At 62.6% G+C, this 18026-nt stretch carries 19 protein-coding genes; 16 read left to right on the forward strand and 3 right to left on the reverse strand.

The features are described 5' to 3' along the window. The first annotated feature begins 72 nt into the window (after positions 1-72). The 8 genes from V6943_RS08605 to V6943_RS08640 all read left to right on the forward strand — a co-directional run bounded on the left by V6943_RS08605 (position 73) and on the right by V6943_RS08640 (position 7882). On the forward strand, positions 73-1284 hold the full coding sequence (locus V6943_RS08605; protein WP_340553227.1) for an acyl-CoA dehydrogenase family protein: 1212 nt from the start codon (positions 73-75) through the stop codon (positions 1282-1284). A gap of 35 nt (positions 1285-1319) precedes the next feature. Beyond that, entirely contained in the window at positions 1320-2087 is a 768-nt protein-coding gene (locus tag V6943_RS08610) for an SDR family NAD(P)-dependent oxidoreductase (RefSeq protein WP_340553228.1), read from the forward strand. Positions 2088-2097: 10 nt separating this feature from the next. Beyond that, on the forward strand, positions 2098-3168 hold the full coding sequence (locus tag V6943_RS08615) for a phosphotransferase (protein ID WP_340553229.1): 1071 nt from the start codon (positions 2098-2100) through the stop codon (positions 3166-3168). Further along, positions 3165-3968 (forward strand): 5'/3'-nucleotidase SurE, encoded by an 804-nt coding sequence (gene surE, locus V6943_RS08620; protein ID WP_340553230.1) that lies wholly within the window; start codon positions 3165-3167, stop codon positions 3966-3968. Before V6943_RS08615 ends, surE begins: the two co-directional genes overlap by 4 nt. Beyond that, positions 3968-5647, forward strand: coding sequence for a long-chain fatty acid--CoA ligase (locus V6943_RS08625; protein ID WP_340553231.1), 1680 nt, complete (start codon positions 3968-3970; stop codon positions 5645-5647). Before surE ends, V6943_RS08625 begins: the two co-directional genes overlap by 1 nt. Before the next feature lie 58 nt (positions 5648-5705). Beyond that, on the forward strand, positions 5706-6452 hold the full coding sequence (locus tag V6943_RS08630; RefSeq protein ID WP_340553232.1) for a class II aldolase/adducin family protein: 747 nt from the start codon (positions 5706-5708) through the stop codon (positions 6450-6452). 49 nt (positions 6453-6501) lie between these two features. Beyond that, positions 6502-7431: a 2-hydroxyacid dehydrogenase gene (locus tag V6943_RS08635; RefSeq protein ID WP_340553233.1), complete on the forward strand. Its 930-nt coding sequence runs from the start codon at positions 6502-6504 to the stop codon at positions 7429-7431. Positions 7432-7543: 112 nt separating this feature from the next. After that, on the forward strand, positions 7544-7882 hold the full coding sequence (locus V6943_RS08640) for a hypothetical protein (RefSeq protein ID WP_340553234.1): 339 nt from the start codon (positions 7544-7546) through the stop codon (positions 7880-7882). A 230-nt stretch (positions 7883-8112) separates the two neighbouring features. Here the strand turns inward: V6943_RS08640 and V6943_RS08645 are convergent, their stop codons facing one another. The 3 genes from V6943_RS08645 to V6943_RS08655 all read right to left on the reverse strand — a co-directional run bounded on the left by V6943_RS08645 (position 8113) and on the right by V6943_RS08655 (position 9950). Continuing rightward, positions 8113-8916 carry an OmpA family protein gene (locus tag V6943_RS08645; RefSeq protein ID WP_340553235.1) on the reverse strand — a complete coding sequence of 268 codons (804 nt, stop codon included), beginning with the start codon at positions 8914-8916 and terminating at the stop codon, positions 8113-8115. 40 nt (positions 8917-8956) lie between these two features. Then, positions 8957-9352 (reverse strand): DUF4398 domain-containing protein, encoded by a 396-nt coding sequence (locus V6943_RS08650; protein WP_340553236.1) that lies wholly within the window; start codon positions 9350-9352, stop codon positions 8957-8959. A 256-nt stretch (positions 9353-9608) separates the two neighbouring features. After that, the gene (locus V6943_RS08655; protein ID WP_131648088.1) at positions 9609-9950 is read right to left on the reverse strand and encodes a pilin assembly protein; all 342 of its coding nucleotides are present in this window, start codon (positions 9948-9950) and stop codon (positions 9609-9611) included. Between the two features lie 197 nt (positions 9951-10147). Between V6943_RS08655 and ppc the strand changes: the two genes are divergently transcribed. The 8 genes from ppc to V6943_RS08695 all read left to right on the forward strand — a co-directional run bounded on the left by ppc (position 10148) and on the right by V6943_RS08695 (position 18022). Beyond that, positions 10148-12772 carry a phosphoenolpyruvate carboxylase gene (gene ppc / locus V6943_RS08660; protein ID WP_340553237.1) on the forward strand — a complete coding sequence of 875 codons (2625 nt, stop codon included), beginning with the start codon at positions 10148-10150 and terminating at the stop codon, positions 12770-12772. 243 nt (positions 12773-13015) lie between these two features. Further along, complete coding sequence (adk, locus tag V6943_RS08665; protein WP_131648090.1) at positions 13016-13663, forward strand: adenylate kinase; 648 nt, start codon at positions 13016-13018, stop codon at positions 13661-13663. A 141-nt stretch (positions 13664-13804) separates the two neighbouring features. Further along, positions 13805-14482, forward strand: a complete 678-nt coding sequence (gene tsaB / locus V6943_RS08670) for a tRNA (adenosine(37)-N6)-threonylcarbamoyltransferase complex dimerization subunit type 1 TsaB (RefSeq protein WP_340553238.1) — start codon at positions 13805-13807, stop codon at positions 14480-14482. Positions 14483-14541: 59 nt separating this feature from the next. Continuing rightward, a complete protein-coding gene (locus tag V6943_RS08675; RefSeq protein WP_181102043.1) occupies positions 14542-14904 on the forward strand; it encodes a hypothetical protein in 363 nt (120 codons plus the stop codon). A gap of 15 nt (positions 14905-14919) precedes the next feature. After that, complete coding sequence (locus V6943_RS08680; RefSeq protein ID WP_340553239.1) at positions 14920-15783, forward strand: DUF72 domain-containing protein; 864 nt, start codon at positions 14920-14922, stop codon at positions 15781-15783. Between the two features lie 61 nt (positions 15784-15844). Further along, positions 15845-16537, forward strand: coding sequence for an extensin-like domain-containing protein (locus V6943_RS08685; protein ID WP_197445424.1), 693 nt, complete (start codon positions 15845-15847; stop codon positions 16535-16537). A gap of 55 nt (positions 16538-16592) precedes the next feature. Continuing rightward, positions 16593-17375: a class I SAM-dependent methyltransferase gene (locus tag V6943_RS08690; RefSeq protein WP_340553240.1), complete on the forward strand. Its 783-nt coding sequence runs from the start codon at positions 16593-16595 to the stop codon at positions 17373-17375. A 227-nt stretch (positions 17376-17602) separates the two neighbouring features. Next, entirely contained in the window at positions 17603-18022 is a 420-nt protein-coding gene (locus tag V6943_RS08695) for an HPF/RaiA family ribosome-associated protein (RefSeq protein WP_340553241.1), read from the forward strand. Positions 18023-18026 lie beyond the last annotated feature (4 nt).

Here is an 18026-nt window from a genome sequence, read left to right on the forward strand (position 1 = left end):
ACCGGATTCGCTATGCGATTCAGTGCGGGAGGCTTTGTCGATCGCAGGCACAACAACAAGAAGGAAACGGCGATGTATGAACTGACCGGTAAAGCGCTACAGCTCCATGAACAGCTCACGGCTTTCATGGACGAACATGTCTATCCCAACGAGCATCTATTCCACGAGCAGACGGCTTCCGCCGAAAATCGTTGGGCGCCACCGCCGATCCTTGAAGAACTCAAAGCCAAGGCTCGCGCAGAGGGGCTGTGGAACCTGTTCCTGCCGGAGAGCGAATTCGGTGCCGGGCTGACCAATTTCGAGTACGCCCACCTGTGCGAAATTATGGGTCGCTCGCACGGCGCCGCCGAGATATTCAACTGCTCGGCCCCTGACACCGGGAATATGGAGGTGCTGACGCGCTATGGCACGCCGGAGCAGCAGGAACAGTGGCTGAAGCCGCTGCTCAATGGCGAGATACGTTCCTGCTTCTCCATGACCGAACCTGACGTGGCATCGTCCGATGCCACCAACATCGCCTGCGAGATTCGCCGCGAAGGCGACGAGTACGTGATCAACGGGCACAAGTGGTGGTCGTCCGGCGCGATGGCAACCACCTGCAAGATCGCCATCGTCATGGGCAAGACCGATCCCTCAGCCGAGCGCCATCGCCAGCAGTCGATGATCCTCGTGCCGCTGGACACGCCCGGCGTGGAAATCAGCCGGGCGCTCCATGTATTCGGCTACGACCACGCGCCTCACGGACATGCCGAAATCCATTACAACAACGTCCGCGTCCCGGCCAGCAACATCCTGCTTGGCGAAGGCCGTGGTTTCGAGATTGCCCAAGGTCGTCTCGGCCCGGGTCGCATCCACCACTGCATGCGCACCATCGGAGTGGCCGAGCGCGCGCTACAGGCGATGTGCGAGCGCGTGCATTCCCGCGTGGCGTTCGGCAAGCCGCTCGCTGACTTCGACTCGATCCGCAAGGATATTGCCCGCTCGCGCATCGAGATCGAGCAGACCCGCCTGCTGACGCTCAAGGCGGCGCGCATGATGGACACCGTGGGCAACAAGGTGGCGCGGCAGGAAATCGCCATGATCAAGGCAGCCGCACCGAGCATGGCGCTGCGGGTGCTTGACCGCGCTATTCAAGTGCACGGTGCAAAGGGCGTTTGTCAGGACAGCTTTCTGGCGGCGGCCTGGGCCCACCAGCGCACGCTGCGGCTGGCTGATGGCCCGGACGAGGTGCATCTGGACACCATCGCCAAGCTTGAACTGCAGAGCTATTCCTGCAAGCACTGAGCTTCCGACAAAACCAACAAGAAGGATGCAGTCACATGACCAATCCATTATTCGATCTGTCCGGGAAGGTCGCGCTGATCACCGGTTCCAGCCGCGGCATCGGTCGCTCCATTGCCGAAGAGATGGCCCGGTGCGGCGCCCGCGTCGTTATATCCAGTCGCAAGGCTGACGCCTGCGAGGCCGTGGCTGGTGAGCTCAACGCCGCCGGCTTCGAGGCCATTGCGGTGCCTTGCCATGTGGGCCGCAAGGAAGACCTGCAGCGGTTGGTCGAGACCACCCTGCAGACCTGGGGGCGCATTGACGTGCTGGTCTGCAATGCTGCGACCAACCCGGTCTACGGCCCGACCAGCGAGCTGACCGATGATGCCTGGGACAAGATCATGGACACCAACGTCAAGGGCACCTTCTGGTTATCCAATATGGTGCTGCCGCAAATGGCCGAACGTGCCGAGGGCGCGGTAATCATGCTCTCCAGCATCGCCGGACTGCGAGGCAATACGGTGATCGGCACCTACGGTGTATCCAAGGCGGCCGAAGCGGCGCTGGCGCGCAATCTGGCTGCCGAGTGGGGTCCGAAGGGCATCCGCGTCAACGCCATCGCGCCGGGGCTGGTGCGTACCGATTTCGCCAAGGCATTGCTCGACGATCCGGAGCGGGTCCGCCGTGCCGCCGAGAAAACTCCGCTGCGTCGTATTGGCGAGCCGGTGGATATCGCCGGGCTGGCTGTCTTCCTCGCAGCGCCAGCCAGTGCCTATATCACTGGTCAGGTAATCGTCGCGGATGGCGGCGAAACCGCATGCTGAGGGCCCGGCGATGAGCGAACCCGAACTGATCGAGGTCCTGCCGGCCCATCGTTTCGATGAGGACGCGCTGGCTCGGTATCTGCGCCTGCATTTGCCGGAGATGGGTAAAGAACTGAACATCCGCCAGTTCCAGGGCGGCCAGTCCAACCCCACCTATCTATTGGAAAGCGGCGGGCGCCGCTATGTGCTGCGCAAGAAGCCGCCGGGCAAGGTGCTGCCCTCGGCGCACATGGTCGAACGCGAATACAAGGTGATTCGCGCACTGTCCGAACACACCCGCGTGCCGGTGCCGCATGTACATCTGCTGTGCGAGGACGACAGCATCATCGGTACCGCCTTTTATGTGATGGATCATGTGGCGGGCCGGATTTTCAGCCACCCCGCGTTGGAAGGGATGGCCGTCGAAATGCGACAGCCGATCCACCTCGCAGCTGTCGATACGCTGGCCGAGCTGCATCAGGTCGATGTCGAGGCGGTTGGGCTTGGCGATTTCGGTAAGGCTCAGGGCTATTTTGCCCGCCAAGTGAAGCGTTGGTCCGGCCAGTACCAGGCTTCCCGCACCGGCGACATGCCAGCGATGGAGCAGCTGATGCGATGGCTGTCGGAGCAGGTGCCGCAGCGCGACGAGTCCGCCATTGCCCACGGCGACTACCGCCTCGGTAATCTGATCTTCGAACCTGGGGCACCAAAGGTCGCGGCGATTCTAGACTGGGAGCTGTCCACCGTCGGTCACCCCTTGGCCGATCTCGCTTATTTCTGCTTGCCCTATCACCTGCCAGCCGGTGTGGATGGCTTGCGTGGACTGGTCGGCACCGACCTACAGGCGCAAGGTATTCCGTCTGAGCAGCAAGTACTGGAACGTTATTGCCAACAAAGCGGCCGCGCCGATGTCGCGCAGTGGCATGTCTTCGTGGCGTTTTCGCTGTTCCGTCTCGCGGCGATTCTGCAAGGCGTTTACGCCCGTGCGCTGCAGGGCAATGCCAGCAATGCCGATGCGCTGCAGGTCGGCCAGCGCGCCGGTTTGCTTGCAGAAGCTGGCTGGCGCATCGCCCAGCGCGGCGACAGGGGAGAATCGGCATGAGCGGTCCATTGCTGCGCCGCGTCCTGCTGACTAACGACGACGGCATCGCTGCGCCGGGGCTGGCCTTGCTCGAACGGATCGCCGCGCAACTGGCCAAGGAGGTCTGGGTCGTCGCTCCCGAGCACGACCAGAGCGGCACCGGCCAAGGCATCTCTGTGCATTCGCCGCTGCGGGTGTATCGCCACGGCGAGCGGCGCTTTGCCGTTTCCGGCACGCCGTCCGACTGCGTGATGTTCGCCATGGCCGAGTGGCTGCAGGATTCGCCGCCCGATCTGGTGCTCTCTGGCGTCAACAGCGGGGCGAATATTGGCGACTCGGTGCCTTACTCAGGAACCATCGGTGCGGTGCTTAGCGCCGATCTGCTGGGGTTGCCGGCCATCGGCCTGAGCCAGGCCTTTCTTGATCGCACAGATATCGATTGGTCCTGTGTCAAAACCTACGCTGAAACCACGATCCGCGAGCTCTGGATACGCCGCGCGGAAGGCGGCTGTTGTTGGAACGTCAACTTTCCCGCCTGCTCGGCCGACGCGGTCAGCCATATGCGGATGACCCAACAGTCGCGCGGCTCAATTACCAAGCCGCGCCTGCAGGCCGGCCGGGACGGTCGAGGTCTGCCGTACTGGTGGCTTGGCTTCGAGCATTCCTCGTCGCATATCGTTGCGCCTGAGGCGGACGTCACGGCGCTGCGCGAGAAACGCATCGCCATCACACCCTTGCGCGACACCCAGGGCTGGCTCGACTGGGGCGAAGAACGGGCCATGGCCGAACTGGCCTCTAATATGGATTCAGGAGTTCTGTAATGTTCACTCGTCATCACGCAGTCTGGCCCGAGGATCTGCCCAAACACCTGACGGTGCCGGAAACCAGCCTTTTCGCCAATCTGGAAATCTCCGCTCGGCGCTTCCCCGACAAAACCGCCATCGTCTATTACGACACTCTGATCAGCTATACCCAGCTGTTGCGCGAAGTCGAGGCGCTTGCCGGCTATCTGCAGCACCTGGGTGTCGCCAAGGGTGATCGTGTCCTGCTGTATATGCAGAACTCGCCGCAGTTCACCATCGCCTACTACGCGATTCTTCGTGCGGACGCGGTGGTGGTGCCGGTCAACCCGATGAACCACACCGCCGAGCTTGAACATTACCTGCACGATACCGGCGCGGCGGTCTGCCTTTGCGGACAGGAGCTGACCGGTTTCATTTCATCACTGGTTGGCACTGCACAGCTGCGCCAGGTGATCGTCGCTGCCTATTCGGACTATGTCCGGCAGCCCACCGACCTGGCGCTGCCGGCCGAGGTCCAGGCCGCGGCGATCGCACCGGATTTCGCCGGAGGCATCGGCTGGCGCGATGCCTTGGATGCGGGCCATACGCCCGGCCCACACACAGCCGGCCCGGACGATCTGTGCGTGTTCCCCTACAGCTCCGGCACCACCGGCGCGCCGAAGGGCTGCATGCACACCCATCGCTCGGCCATGGCGACCATCATCCACCGCGTGGTCTGGACCAATAGCACCAGCGAATCGGTGATTCTCGCGACGTTGCCGTATTTCCACGTCACCGGCATGCAGGGCGCCATGAGCGGGCCGATCTACAACGGCGGCACCGCGGTGATCATGACCCGCTGGGATCGCAAGGTGGCGGCGAAGCTGATCGAGCGCCACGCGGTAACCGGCTGGGTCAATATCGCGACCATGGCCATCGACTTTCTCGCCGATCCGGATCTCGAACAGTACGACCTGTCCAGCCTGGTCAGCGTCGGCGGCGGCGGGGCGGCGATGCCCAAGGCGGTGGAGGAGAAGCTGCACCGGCTCACCGGCCTACGCTATATCGAGGGCTATGGTCTGTCCGAAACCATTGCCGCCACCCATATCAACCCGGTGGCGAAACCCAAGGCGCAGTGCCTCGGCATTCCGGTATTCGACGTGGATAGCCGGGTTATTGACCTGACTACGCAACGTGAACTCGGCCCCAACGAGGTAGGTGAGATCGTCAGTCACGGTCCGCAGGTGTTCGTCGGTTACTGGAACCGGCCAGAAGAGACCGAACGTGCCTTCATCGAGCTGGACGGTAAGCGTTTCTTCCGTACCGGGGACATGGGCTACTACGACGAGGACGGCTATTTTTTCATGGTCGATCGCGTCAAGCGCATGATCAACGCGTCGGGTTTCAAGGTCTGGCCGTCAGAGGTCGAAAGCTTGATGTACCGTCATCCGGCGATCCAGGAATGCTGCGTCATCTCGCGCCCCGACCCGAAGCGCGGCGAGACGGTGAAGGCCTGCGTTGTGCTGCGTGACGGTCAGGCCGGGCTGGTCAGCGAACAGGACGTCATCGACTGGTGCAAGGCGGAGATGGCGGCCTACAAGGCGCCGGTATATGTCGAGTTCGTCGCGTCGCTGCCGCGCTCGTCCACCGGCAAGCTGATGTGGCGCGCCTTGCAGGAAGAAGAAAATCGCAAGCACGCCAGTGCGCAGGAGGCCTGACCGCACAGTCCCGGCTGCGAGTCATGCCTATGCGCTTTCGAATCCAATGGAGAAGACTATGCAAGATCCAACTTCGACGAATCGGGACGCGGAATGGCAGGTTCGCAAGGACCTTGCCGCGGCCTATCGGCTGGTGGCGCACTTCGGCTGGGACGATCTCGTTTTCACTCATCTGTCTGCGCGCGTGCCGGGGCCAGAACATCATTTCCTGATCAACCCGTACGGCCTGCTGTTTCAGGAAATCACCGCCTCGTCGCTGGTGAAGGTCGACAGCGACGGACAGATCGTCCAGAGCGGCAGCCTGCACCGGGTCAATCCGGCTGGCTTCACCATTCACAGCGCTATCCATATGGGCCGTGAGGATGCCGGCGCGGTCATGCATCTGCATGCCGCCGACGGCACGGCGGTCTCGGCGCACCGCGATGGCCTACTGCCGCTGAGCCAGACTGCGATGCTTTGCCTGGATCACATCAGCTACCACGACTACGAGGGTGTGGCACTGGACCTGAGCGAGCGCGAACGGCTGATCCGCGATCTTGGCGACAAGCAGATGATGATCCTGCGCAACCATGGCGTGCTTACGGCGGGGAGCACCGTCGCCGAAGCCTTCACTTACCTGTATTTCCTGATGAAGGCTTGCGAGATTCAGGTGCGTGCACAATCCTGCGGGCCGACCTATCAGCCATCCGCCGCTGCCATCGAGACCACTCGCCAGCAATCGGCCGAACTGGGCAAAGCCGCCAAGCTGACCTGGCCGGCGCTGTTGCGCCTGCTTGAAGCCAGCGGTCACGTCTACGCGATATAGCATCTGCGACAGATGGCACCCTTTCCAATAATTTTGAGGCAGAGCGTCCGTGAAAATCCTCTTCGTTGCCGCAGATCCCAAGCCCGAGCGCTGGACCAACCTGATTAAGCAGCATCTTCCAGACGCTGAGATTCAGGTTTGGCATCCGGATAGCCCGAGTTACGGCGCCGACTACGCCATCGTTTGGCATCCGCCGGCGGCGTTGTTCGACAAGGAACCGCAGCTCAAGGCCGTCTTCAATCTCGGCGCCGGCGTGGATGCGCTGGTGCGCGTGCCGAACCTGCCGCGCGACATTCCCGTGGTGCGCCTGGAAGACGCCGGCATGTCGGTGCAGATGGCTGAATACGTTGCGTATCACGTCATTGGCATCAGCCGCGACATGGACGCCTACCGCCAGCAGCAGGCCGCAGGGCAGTGGAAACTGCGCCGACCGATCGAGCGCAGCGAATGGCCGGTCGGCGTGCTCGGGCTCGGCCATATCGGCCAGCGCGTCGCACGCACATTGGCGGGACTGGATTATCCCGTGTGCGGCTGGGCGCGCTCCAGGTACGACATCGAGGGCGTGCGCAGCTTCGCTGGCGAGGCCGAACTGGACAGCTTTCTTGGCGAAACCCGTGTGCTGATCAATACGCTGCCGCTGACCGACAGTACCCGCGACTTAATCGACTACTCGCTGCTCGCGAAGCTGAGGCCTGATGCGGTGGTGATCAACGTCGGTCGCGGCGAGCATCTGGTGGATCAGGATCTTTGCCGCGCCATCGAAGAAGGCCGCGTTGCCCGCGCGGTGCTCGACGTGTTCCGTGAAGAACCGCTACCGACGACACATCCGTTCTGGCACATGCCGCAGGTGACCATCACCCCGCATGTCTCAGCGCGGACCCTGCGCGAAGCGACCATTGCGCAGATCGCCAGCAAAATCGCTGCGCTGGAGCAGGGGCAGGCCATCAGCGGTGTCATCGATATTCAGCGCGGTTACTGAGCGAGCGGCAGACGGACCTGCCAAGACAGCGCTCTGCGCCCGATCGCGGTGCTTTCACCCAAGGCTGGGAATTTTGCGACAATGCCGCCTCTTTGATCAGGCGAACCCGTCCATGTCCGAACGTAACCCCATCCCGCTGATCCTCACCGCGATCGGCAGCGTCATCGGTACCGTCGCGGTGCTGTCTTACTATGGCTACGTGCATATGGCCAAGCCGGAGGACGCCCTGCTGCTGGCCGACTACACCATGCTCAAGACCATTCCCGGCGAAGACTATCGCGTCTCGCTGAAGCCGGCGGCTCAGGTGGCCGAATGCATCGACGGCGTGCTGGTGCTTTTCGACACCGAGCAGAAGGGGCTGACCGGTGTGCTGGTAGACAACCGCAAGCGTGCGATCCGCTGCATGGGGCAGCAGGTGCCGATGAGCGAGGCACCGGCAACCCAGCAGTGATGCTTGGCGATGCGTTCGGTAAAGTCTTGAGCGAACAGTGCCAGCTTCGAAACAGGTGACGAGCCGCTTGAGCCCGGCTACATATATGTATGAGCGGCACACTTGGAAGGCAATCTGGGCGCATTGGCCGCACACGGCTTAGCGCTTGATGGCGGAGTGGGGCGAAGCTTAGACGTATCAGCAGCCTGAAGCCCGCCACGAGGGCGGGCGTACAGTCAGGCAAAAGGGGATCATTCCATGGACGAACGTGGCGCGACGCGCTGGTTGTCATTGGAAATCGTCACCTCTACGCGGCGATTCATCGCCCGGCCTGAGGTCGAGCCATTGCTTGCCACCGGATACTCTTCACCATAACCAAGCGTCTGGATGCGCTGTGGATCGACGCCCGCATGGGTCAGGGCGCGTTGAACGGATTGGGCACGTCGCTCGGAGAGCTGCTGGTTGTAGCTGGCAGCGCCGGTGCTGTCGGTGTAGCCCTCGACCACGACCTTGCGTTCCGGGTTGTCGTTGAGGAATTCGGCGAGCTTCTGCACACCGCGCATGCCGGACTGCTTGAGTTCCGCCTTGTCGAGGTCGAACAGCACATCACCGAAAGTTACCAAGGTGCCGCGTTCGGTCTGCTTGGCTTGTAGATCCTGCTGCAACTTGCGGATTTCTTCCTGCTGGCGCTGGAGCTGCTGCTCGCGCGATTCGAGGCGGGCTTCGGCGCGTTTGGCGGAGGCTTTCTCGATTTCCTGCTCGGCGGTACGCAGAGCGATGGTCTGCTCGGCTAGCTCGATTCGACGCTGGGTCAGATAGGCGAGCTGATCCACCTTTTCTTCGTCCGCATCGTTCAGGTAGGCCTGGTTGGCCTTCTCCAGCATTTTGCCGGCGTCTTCGGTTTCCAGCGCTGCCAGGGTGGCGGAACGGGCGTCCGCCTGTAGCTGCGAATACTGTCCGCGCGCCTGTTCGAGGTTCTGGTTGGGTTGCGAGGAGCAGGCGGCCAAGCCGATGGTCATGGCCAACACGGTAGGGAGCGTCAGTAATTTATTCATAACGAATCATCCTGTCTTGAAGGCGTGGGAATGAGGGTGATCACTGGGTGCCGCGCATGCTTTCTTCGCGCAGCTCCTGGATACCCCGGTTGGCGTCCTCCACAGCCTTCTGCGCCTTGGCGGCCTGGGCCTTGCGCTCGGCGACGCGTGCATCCCACTCGGCTTGCTGGGCCAGTTTGCGCGCTTGGTCGTAGTTTTCCTTCTGCATGGCCAGTTCGGCCTGCTTCCATTTTTCCTGCGCGTTGCGCATTTCAACGGCGGCGTATTCGGTGCCACCTGCGCTCACGGCGCTACGCACCGCGGATTCGGTCACGGCGAACTGTTCGTTCGGTGGATTGCCGGCACAACCAACCAGCAGCAGACCGCCTAATGCAATGGCTGCCAGCTTGGGTAACTGAGATCGCAATAGAGGGCTTTCGATGGTGTTCATTTTCATGGCCAGTCTCCAGTTGAAGATCAGGGAACAGTGCCCGCAGCGGCCCTTAGTCAAGGGTCCGCCAATCACGACGGGCATGTTTTTGTGAGGCCAGCGGCGCTTAATCGTTCCAGCGCATATGCAAACGAAACCTCTGGATAGGGCTTTTCAGCAGCTTTTCAGTGCGGTCGACAAGGGGCGACGCGCAGCTGAGCGTCGCCTCTTCGCAGGCTTGTGAACGGGTTTGCCGCTGAGTAACGGTGCCATCTGAGCAGCGTTAGGAATGCTCCGGTTGTTCGGCGAGCAAGCGCTCGAGATGCTTGCGCGACAGGGCAAGGAAACGCGGTGTCGGGCCAATGTCCTCGTAGATCGGATCACCTTGCTCATCGGTGGCAATGACCTTGGCGCCCTGTTGATAGGGAAGGCTCGTCTCGATGGCTTCGAGCGCGGCGCCGACCAATTCGCCAAGCAGCTCTTCGGTACTGCGCTTGGGGTACATCTCCGCCAAGGCAGCCAGCCGTGCGGCACTCTCGACGTCCAGGGAAATGCTGTACTGCGTGCTGCTCATGCGGCCAGTGGCACTGCTTTCCCACTCACGGACCAGTTCTGAGATTTTCATTGACTCCATCCTTAGCCCGCCGTGGCGAGCGATATCTGCGTGGAGTGCGAGCGGCCGTCGAACTGGCATTTTTCGCTACGCCTTGTCTTCGACGGATACGCTGGGCACTCTGTTTGGAGGGTTCTAACAGGTAGCCGTTCAGCAATCGGTCGCATATCGAAAGGCGCTTTCGGTGATGCGACCCGGGAGACAGGAACATGGCGAAGATCGACGCGCGACTGCGCGAAAACGTTCATCTGCTCGGCGAGCTGCTGGGCAATACCATTCGCGAGCAGCACGGCGATGCCTTCTTCGACAAGATCGAACGCATCCGCAAAGGTGCCAAAGGTGCGCGCCGTGGGTCGACCGACGATGCTCGGTTGCTGCAGGAAACCCTTGACGGGCTGGCTGACGATGAATTGCTGCCAATGACCCGCGCCTTCAACCAGTTCCTCAATCTAGCCAACATCGCCGAGCAGTATCACCAGATCCGCCGACGCCGCCCCGGCGAGCCGGCGCCGTTCGAATCCGGTGTGTTGAGTGGGTTGCTCGAGCGGCTCAAGGGCGAGGGCTTCGCTCAGGAGTTCGTGGCGCGACAAGTGGGCCGGCTGGATATCGAGCTGGTGCTGACTGCCCACCCGACCGAGGTGTCGCGGCGCACCCTGATCCAGAAGTACGACGCCATCGCCGCACAACTGGCGGCGCGTGACCACACCGACCTCGGCCAGGCGGAACTGGCGCAGATCGAGCTGCGTCTGCAGCGATTGATCGCCGAGGCCTGGCATACCGAGGAAATCCGCCGCAGCCGACCGACTCCAGTGGAGGAGGCCAAGTGGGGCTTCGCCGTCATCGAAAACTCGCTCTGGCAGGCGCTGCCCAATGTGCTGCGACAAACCGATCAGGCGCTGTGCCACAGCACCGGCTTGCACCTGCCGTTGGACGCCGCGCCGATCCGTTTCGCCTCCTGGATGGGCGGCGATCGCGACGGCAATCCCAACGTGACGGCGAAGGTGACCCGCGAGGTGCTGGTGCTGGCGCGCTGGGTGGCGGCTGATCTGTTCCTGCGCGATATCGAGGGGTTGATCACCGCGCTGTCGATGCAGACCGCCAGCGAAGAGCTGCTGCGTCACAGCGGCGAGTCGGCCGAGCCCTATCGCGCACTGCTCAAGCGGCTGCGCGGACGATTGCAGGCGACGCGCGAGTGGGCAGGTTGCGCTGATCAGCCGTCGCCTGCGGTACTGCAGGACAATCGCGAGCTGCGCGAGCCGCTGGAACTTTGCTACCACTCGTTGCATGCGTGCGGCATGGGTGTGATCGCTGACGGCGCTTTGCTCGATACGCTACGTCGGGTTGCCGCGTTCGGGTTGTTTCTGGTGCGCCTCGACATCCGTCAGGATTCGGCTCGGCACGTCGCGGCCTTGGCGGAAATCACCGATTACCTGGGCGTAGGTCATTACGACCAGTGGGACGAGCAGCAGCGCCTGGATTTCCTCCAGCGCGAGTTGACCAACCGCCGTCCGTTGCTGCCTCCACATTTTCAGCCTTCGGAGGAGACCGCCGAAGTGCTGGCGACCTGTCGCGTGGTAGCGCAGGCGCCAGGTGCGTCGCTCGGCTCCTATGTCATCTCCATGGCTCGCGGCGCGTCGGATGTGCTGGCGGTTCAGTTGTTGTTGAAAGAGGCCGGCCTGCAACGGCCGATGCGCGTCGTACCGCTGTTCGAGACGCTCGATGACCTGAACAATGCCGGCCCTACCATTGATCAGCTGTTGGGTCTGCCAGGTTATCGCCAGCGCTTGCATGGCCCGCAGGAAGTGATGATCGGCTATTCGGATTCGGCCAAGGATGCCGGAACCACAGCGGCGGCCTGGGCGCAGTACCGCGCGCAGGAACGCCTCGTCGACATCTGCCGCGAGCATCAGGTCGAGTTGCTGCTGTTCCATGGCCGTGGAGGCACGGTTGGCCGTGGCGGCGGGCCGGCTCATGCGGCGATCCTGTCCCAGCCGCCCGGGTCGGTGGCGGGGCGCTTCCGCACTACCGAGCAGGGCGAGATGATCCGTTTCAAGTTCGGGCTACCGGATATCGCCGAGCAAAATCTCAGCCTGTATCTGGCTGCGGTCCTGGAAGCGACCCTGCTGCCACCGCCGATGCCCGAGCCGGATTGGCGCGAAACCATGGATCAGCTGGCTGCTGCAGGCGTCGAGGCCTATCGCGGCGTGGTACGCGATCATGCGCAATTCGTCGACTACTTCCGCCAGGCCACGCCAGAGCAGGAATTGGGTCGGTTACCACTGGGCAGCCGACCGTCGAAGCGTCGAGAAGGCGGAATCGAGAGCTTGCGTGCGATTCCGTGGATATTCGCCTGGACCCAGACGCGCCTGATGTTGCCCGCCTGGTTGGGCTGGGAGCACGCGCTAGAGACCGCGCTGGAGCGTGACGAAGGCGATCGGCTGAGGCTGATGCGCCAGCGTTGGCCGTTTTTCAGCACGCGCATCGATATGCTTGAGATGGTCTTGGCCAAGACAGATGCGGAAATCGCCAGTCGCTACGACGAGCGGTTGGTCGAGGCGCAGTTACAGTCGCTGGGTCGCGATTTGCGTGACAGATTGTCGCAGGCTGTGGCGGCTATACAGCGTGTGACTGGCCAGTCCGAGCTACTTGCGCACAGTCCTACGACCCTCGAAGCCTTCAGTCTGCGCAACACTTATCTCGATCCTCTGCATCTGATGCAGATCGAATTGCTGGCCCGTGCGCGACAGCAACAGACCCCGGCGGAAAGCCCGCTGGAGCAAGCTCTGTTGGTTAGCGTCGCAGGCATTGCAGCGGGATTGCGCAACACCGGATAGGTTCATTCGGACGGTCGGTCTTATGTCGTTTCGTGCCGATGGCGACGGTTTTCCGTCTCCATCGGCCGGAGCGAAGGTCGCCAGGGGCAGGCCATGGGCGCCGCTTGTCTGCGTTCTGTGCGCTGTGTATCGTGTTCAACCTTTTGTCGCATGGCGACAGACCAGAATCTTTGATTCGCCAGCGGCAGGGTTGCGGTCGTTCGACCGCTGGCGGTATCCCTTTGCAAACTTGAGGACTCATCCATGCGCGTAATTCTGCTGGGAGCACCCGGTGCCGGGAAAGGCACACAGGCCCGCTTCATTACCGAGAAGTTCGCTATCCCGCAAATTTCCACCGGTGACATGTTGCGTGCAGCGGTCAAAGCGGGCTCGCCGCTGGGCCTGCAGGTGAAGGACGTGATGGACAGTGGTGGTCTGGTGTCCGATGAGATCATCATCGCGCTCATTCAGGAGCGTCTGCAGCAGTCCGATTGTGCCAACGGCTTCCTCTTCGATGGATTCCCTCGCACCATTCCGCAAGCCGAAGCGCTGCGTGATGCCGGCGTGAAGCTGGACCACGTGCTGGAAATCGCGGTGGATGATGAAGAAATCGTCGGTCGGCTGTCCGGTCGTCGCGTGCATCCGGCTTCGGGTCGCATCTACCACACTGAGCACAATCCGCCGAAGGTGGCTGGCGTCGACGACGTCACCGGTGAAGAACTGGTTCACCGCAAGGACGATCTGGAAGAAACCGTCCGCCACCGCCTGAGCCTCTACCACTCGCAGACCAAGCCGCTGGTGGCTTTCTACCAGAACCTCGAAGCCGCTGAAGGCACGCCCAAGTGCAGCCGCGTCGAAGGTGTCGGCTCGGTGGAAGAGATTACTGCCAAGGTGCTGGCTGCGCTCAGCTGATCTAGCCAGGCAAACCGAACGGCCCGCTTGCGGGCCGTTTTCGTTCGTATCGCATTCACGCCGAGCCGAGTTGTCCATAAGGAATCTGGCATGGCGCAGCTGCTACAATCGCCGCCTTTTTTCGACTGACCGGAACTGCCGATGACCACGCTGTTGGCCCTGGATACCGCCACTGAAGCCTGCTCCGTTGCGCTGCTGCATGACGGCCGCGTGCTGAGCCATTACGAGGTGATCCCGCGGCTGCATGCGCAACGGCTGCTGCCCATGATCCAGACGCTGCTGGCTGAGGCGGGGATTGCCTTGTCGGCCGTCGATGCGCTGGCGTTCGGTCGTGGCCCCGGCGCCTTTACCGGCGTGCGGATCGCGGTTGGCGTGGTTCAGGGGCTGGCGTTCGCGCTGGAGCGTCCGGTACTGCCGATTTCGACACTCGCTACGATCGCTCAGCGTGCGTATCGCGAGCATGGCGCCGAGCAGGTGGCGGTCGCCATCGATGCGCGCATGGATGAAGTTTATTGGGGCTGTTATCGCGCCCATGAAGGCGAGATGCAGCTGGCCGGGATTGAAGCCGTACTGCCTCCGGAACACGTCGGTTTGCCGCGTGATGGCTCCGGTAACTGGTTTGGCGCCGGCACGGGCTGGCGCTATGCCGAGCGCCTTGCCGTACAACCCGCGGCGGTCGATGCCACGCTGCTGCCGCATGCAGAAGATTTGCTGCACCTGGCCAGTTTCGGCTGGCAGCGCGGGGAAGCGGTGGAGGCCGATCAGGCCCAGCCGATCTACTTGCGTGACAACGTCGCGACGCCAAAGGCTGCGCGGTGACGGACGGCGTTGCCAATCCCGAGGCGGCTCGCTAGAGTCGACTCACTTCGTACAGGTGAATGATGCGCCTCAACGGTCTCGCCCCTTCTGCTTATCCCATCGAGTACGTTCCCCAGCGGGAAAACGTGCCGGTGCCTTATCGCGAGAGCGAAAAGGCGGTTGAGCAGGCGCGTCGATCCAGCATTTCCCCGGCTGAGCAGGCCGACAGCACCTACGAACACCTCGCACGCCGCCCGCAAAACGAGCCTACCGACTACATTTCGGCCGTCCCCGGCGATTTCATGCCGTCGCGCTTCGAAGCCATGATGGAGCGTCCGTTGACCAGTCGTGCCACCCAGGCGTTGCAGAGCTATGGCACCACTGCGAGCTTCAGTGCCGATCTCGACGCGCACGAAGTACTTGGCCTGGATCTCTACGCCTAAGGCGTCGCGCATCGCGTGGATCTTCCCTATTTTCTCGGCTGCCCTTCCTGGAACGAGCCTCCCTGGCGTGGATCGCTTTATTGCCCGGGATTGCCTGCGACCGAATTCCTCGCGCGTTATTGCTCGGTGTTCAACACCGTGGAAGGCAACACGACGCTTTATGCCTGGCCGTCGGAGCAAAAGATCGAGCGCTGGGCGGCGCTGATGCCTGAAGGCTTTCGCTTCTGCGCCAAGCTGCCGCGCGAGATCAGTCAAGCGTCGGATCTTCGTGACGTACTGGACCTGGTTTTGTCGTTCCGTTCGCTGCTGGCGCCGTTGGGCCAAAGAGTCAGCCCGTTCTGGTTGCAGTTGCCGGCCACGTTCGGCCCGGCTCGCCTGGGTGAGCTGACGCAGGTGATCGAGATCCTGAATCGACCGCTTGCTGTGGAAGTGCGCCACACCGCCTTCTTCGCCAAGGGCGAGGAGGAACGCGCGCTGAATCGGTTGCTGCACGGGCGGGGCGTGGAGCGTATCTGCATGGACACCCGTGCGCTGTTCAGCTGCCGGTCACGCGATCCAGCATTGCTGCATGCGCAAAGCAAGAAGCCACGGCTGCCGGTGCGGCCCGCGGCGTTCAGCCAGTTCCCGCAGGTACGCTTTGTCGGACATCCGGAGCTGGAGGCGAACGATCCCTTTCTCACGCCTTGGCTGGACAAGGTGGCGGGTTGGATCGAGGCGGGCAAGCAGCCCCATGTCTATCTGCATACTCCGGATAACCGTCTGGCGCCGGATCTGGCCATGCGCTTCCATGATCAGCTCGCGCGGCGCTTGCCAGGTCTGCCGCCGCTGGCAGTGCCTGCGATGCAGAGCGAGTCGCAGCTGTCGCTGCTTGGCGACTGAGGCGGCGCTGCGTGACGAAGCCGCCCTGCAACCTTGAATCGCTCGCGTTGCCAAAGCCAGCATGACGTTTGGCCGCTTCTTCCTATTGCTTCTGCTCGCGCTCGCCGGGTTCGTTTACGCGGTGTGGCGCGGTCACGTCGACGTTCCGTCGAAGTGGAATCCCTGGGCACCGCTGGATATTCGCGAGACGCCGAACCTGTTGACGCCCTACAAGCTGCAGCGCCTACAGAGCGACCGCGCGCTTTGCGAACAGGCGCTGACCACCTCCGATCTGGATTACGTGGCAGTTCCTGACAGCACGCCGCAACCTGGCTGTCCGGTGGAAAACGCCGTGCGCGTCACCGGCTCGGCGGTGCGCTTCAATGGCGCGTTTCTCGCGACCTGCCCGCTGGCCGCGGCCTATGCGCTGTTCGAGCGGCATGGGCTGCAGCCAGCGGCGCAGCAGGTATTTGGCCAGCCGGTGGTGCGTGTCGACCACTTCGGCAGCTTCGCCTGCCGCAATATCGCGCGCAGCAACAGGCGCAGCCAGCATGCCTCCGCCAACGCGCTGGATCTGGCCGGGTTCAGATTGCAGGACGGCACACGCATAACCGTCGCGCGCGACTGGAACGGCGACGACGACAAGGCGCGCTTCCTTCGCCAAGTAAAGGCAGCTGCCTGCGATGCGTTCAAGATCACCCTGAGCCCCGAATACAACGCAGCGCATCACGATCATTTTCATGTCGATATGGGCGGTTTCGGCATGTGCCGCTGAGGCGTGCCGGCATCGCCTCTGGCAGAATGCGGCGTTTCTGTCTTCCGAGCTCCGTATGACTGCCTCATCCCCGTTGGTCCGTGTCGAAGCCCTTGCCCCCGAGTTCGTCGAGCAGGCGCACGCTTGGGCGTCGCGGTTGGACTTGCCGACGCAAGCGGACGAGGCGGAATTCGCCCTGCAGCTAGGCGAGGACGGTTTGCAATTGCAGCTGCTCGGCTCGCAGGCGCCGGGGCCGGTGCGAGTGGATTTCGTCGAAGGCGGCGCCGCGCATCGTCGGCAATTCGGTGGTGGCAGCGGACAGATGATTGCCAAGGCGGTCGGGATTCAGCCCGGCATTCGGCCCAGCGTGCTGGATGCGACCGCCGGGCTCGGGCGTGACGCCTTCGTACTGGCGACGCTGGGTTGCGAAATGGTGCTGTTCGAGCGCCAGCCGTTGATCGCCGCACTGCTGGAGGATGGTCTGGCGCGAGCGCGAGACGATGCCGAGGTGCGTCCGATCGCCACGCGCATGCGCCTGCTTCACGGCAACGCCATCGAGTTGATGAGCCAGTGGCAGGATGAGCCACCTCAGGTCATTTATCTTGACCCGATGTTTCCGCACCGGGAAAAGAGCGCGCTGGTGAAAAAGGAGATGCGCCTGTTCCGTCCCTTCGTCGGTGACGACCCGGACGCCGGCGCGCTGCTGGAACAGGCGTTGGCGCTGGCCAGCCACCGCGTGGTGGTGAAGCGGCCGCGCAAGGCGCCCGCAATAGACGGCCCCAAGCCGGGCTACAGCCTGGAAGGCAAGTCCAGCCGTTACGACATCTACCCGAAGAAGAAGCTGTCCACCAGTCAGTGATTGCTCGACGAGCACGCTGACTGCACGTACTCCAGCGCTCCGCTACGACCCTCTCCCTTGGGCCTGCGCGCGTCGCTGGCAGCGTGCCGCCGTGCCGAAAACGCATCGGTCGAGCTTCCGATGCCGTTGCGTTGGCCTTGCTTAATATCGTCAACGGTGGCATTGCTAGTCCTGACCGTTGCAGCTGAACGGTGGTTTACCAGATCGCGTTGAAGGGAGAGCAATATATGCAAATCCAGGTACATAGCGATAAACACATCGAAGGAAGCGCTCGTCTCGTAGGCTGGGTCAGTGGCGCTGTTGCCGACAAGCTGGATCGATTCGACGACGACGTCACCCGCGTCGTGGTGCACCTGAACGACGAAAACGGCGCCAAGGCCGGCGTGCAGGACAAGCGCTGCCAGATGGAGGCCCGGCCGAAAGGTCAGCAGCCGATTTCCGTCACGCACAAGGCGGCTTCGCTGGAATTGGCCGTCGATGGCGCCGTCGACAAGCTCAACAACGCCCTCAAGCACCAATTCGGCAAACTGCGCAGCAAACGCGCAACGGCGCCGACGCCCATCGAAGGCGAAACCCTCGAAGTACAGGACAGGGATGCGTTGCTGGAGGCGGACTTTCTTGCCGACGAGCAACTGCGTACCTCCTGAAACC

Origin of the sequence: Pseudomonas sp. CBC3 (genome assembly GCF_037967085.1) — a bacterium.
Classification (GTDB): Bacteria; Pseudomonadota; Gammaproteobacteria; order Pseudomonadales; family Pseudomonadaceae; genus Stutzerimonas.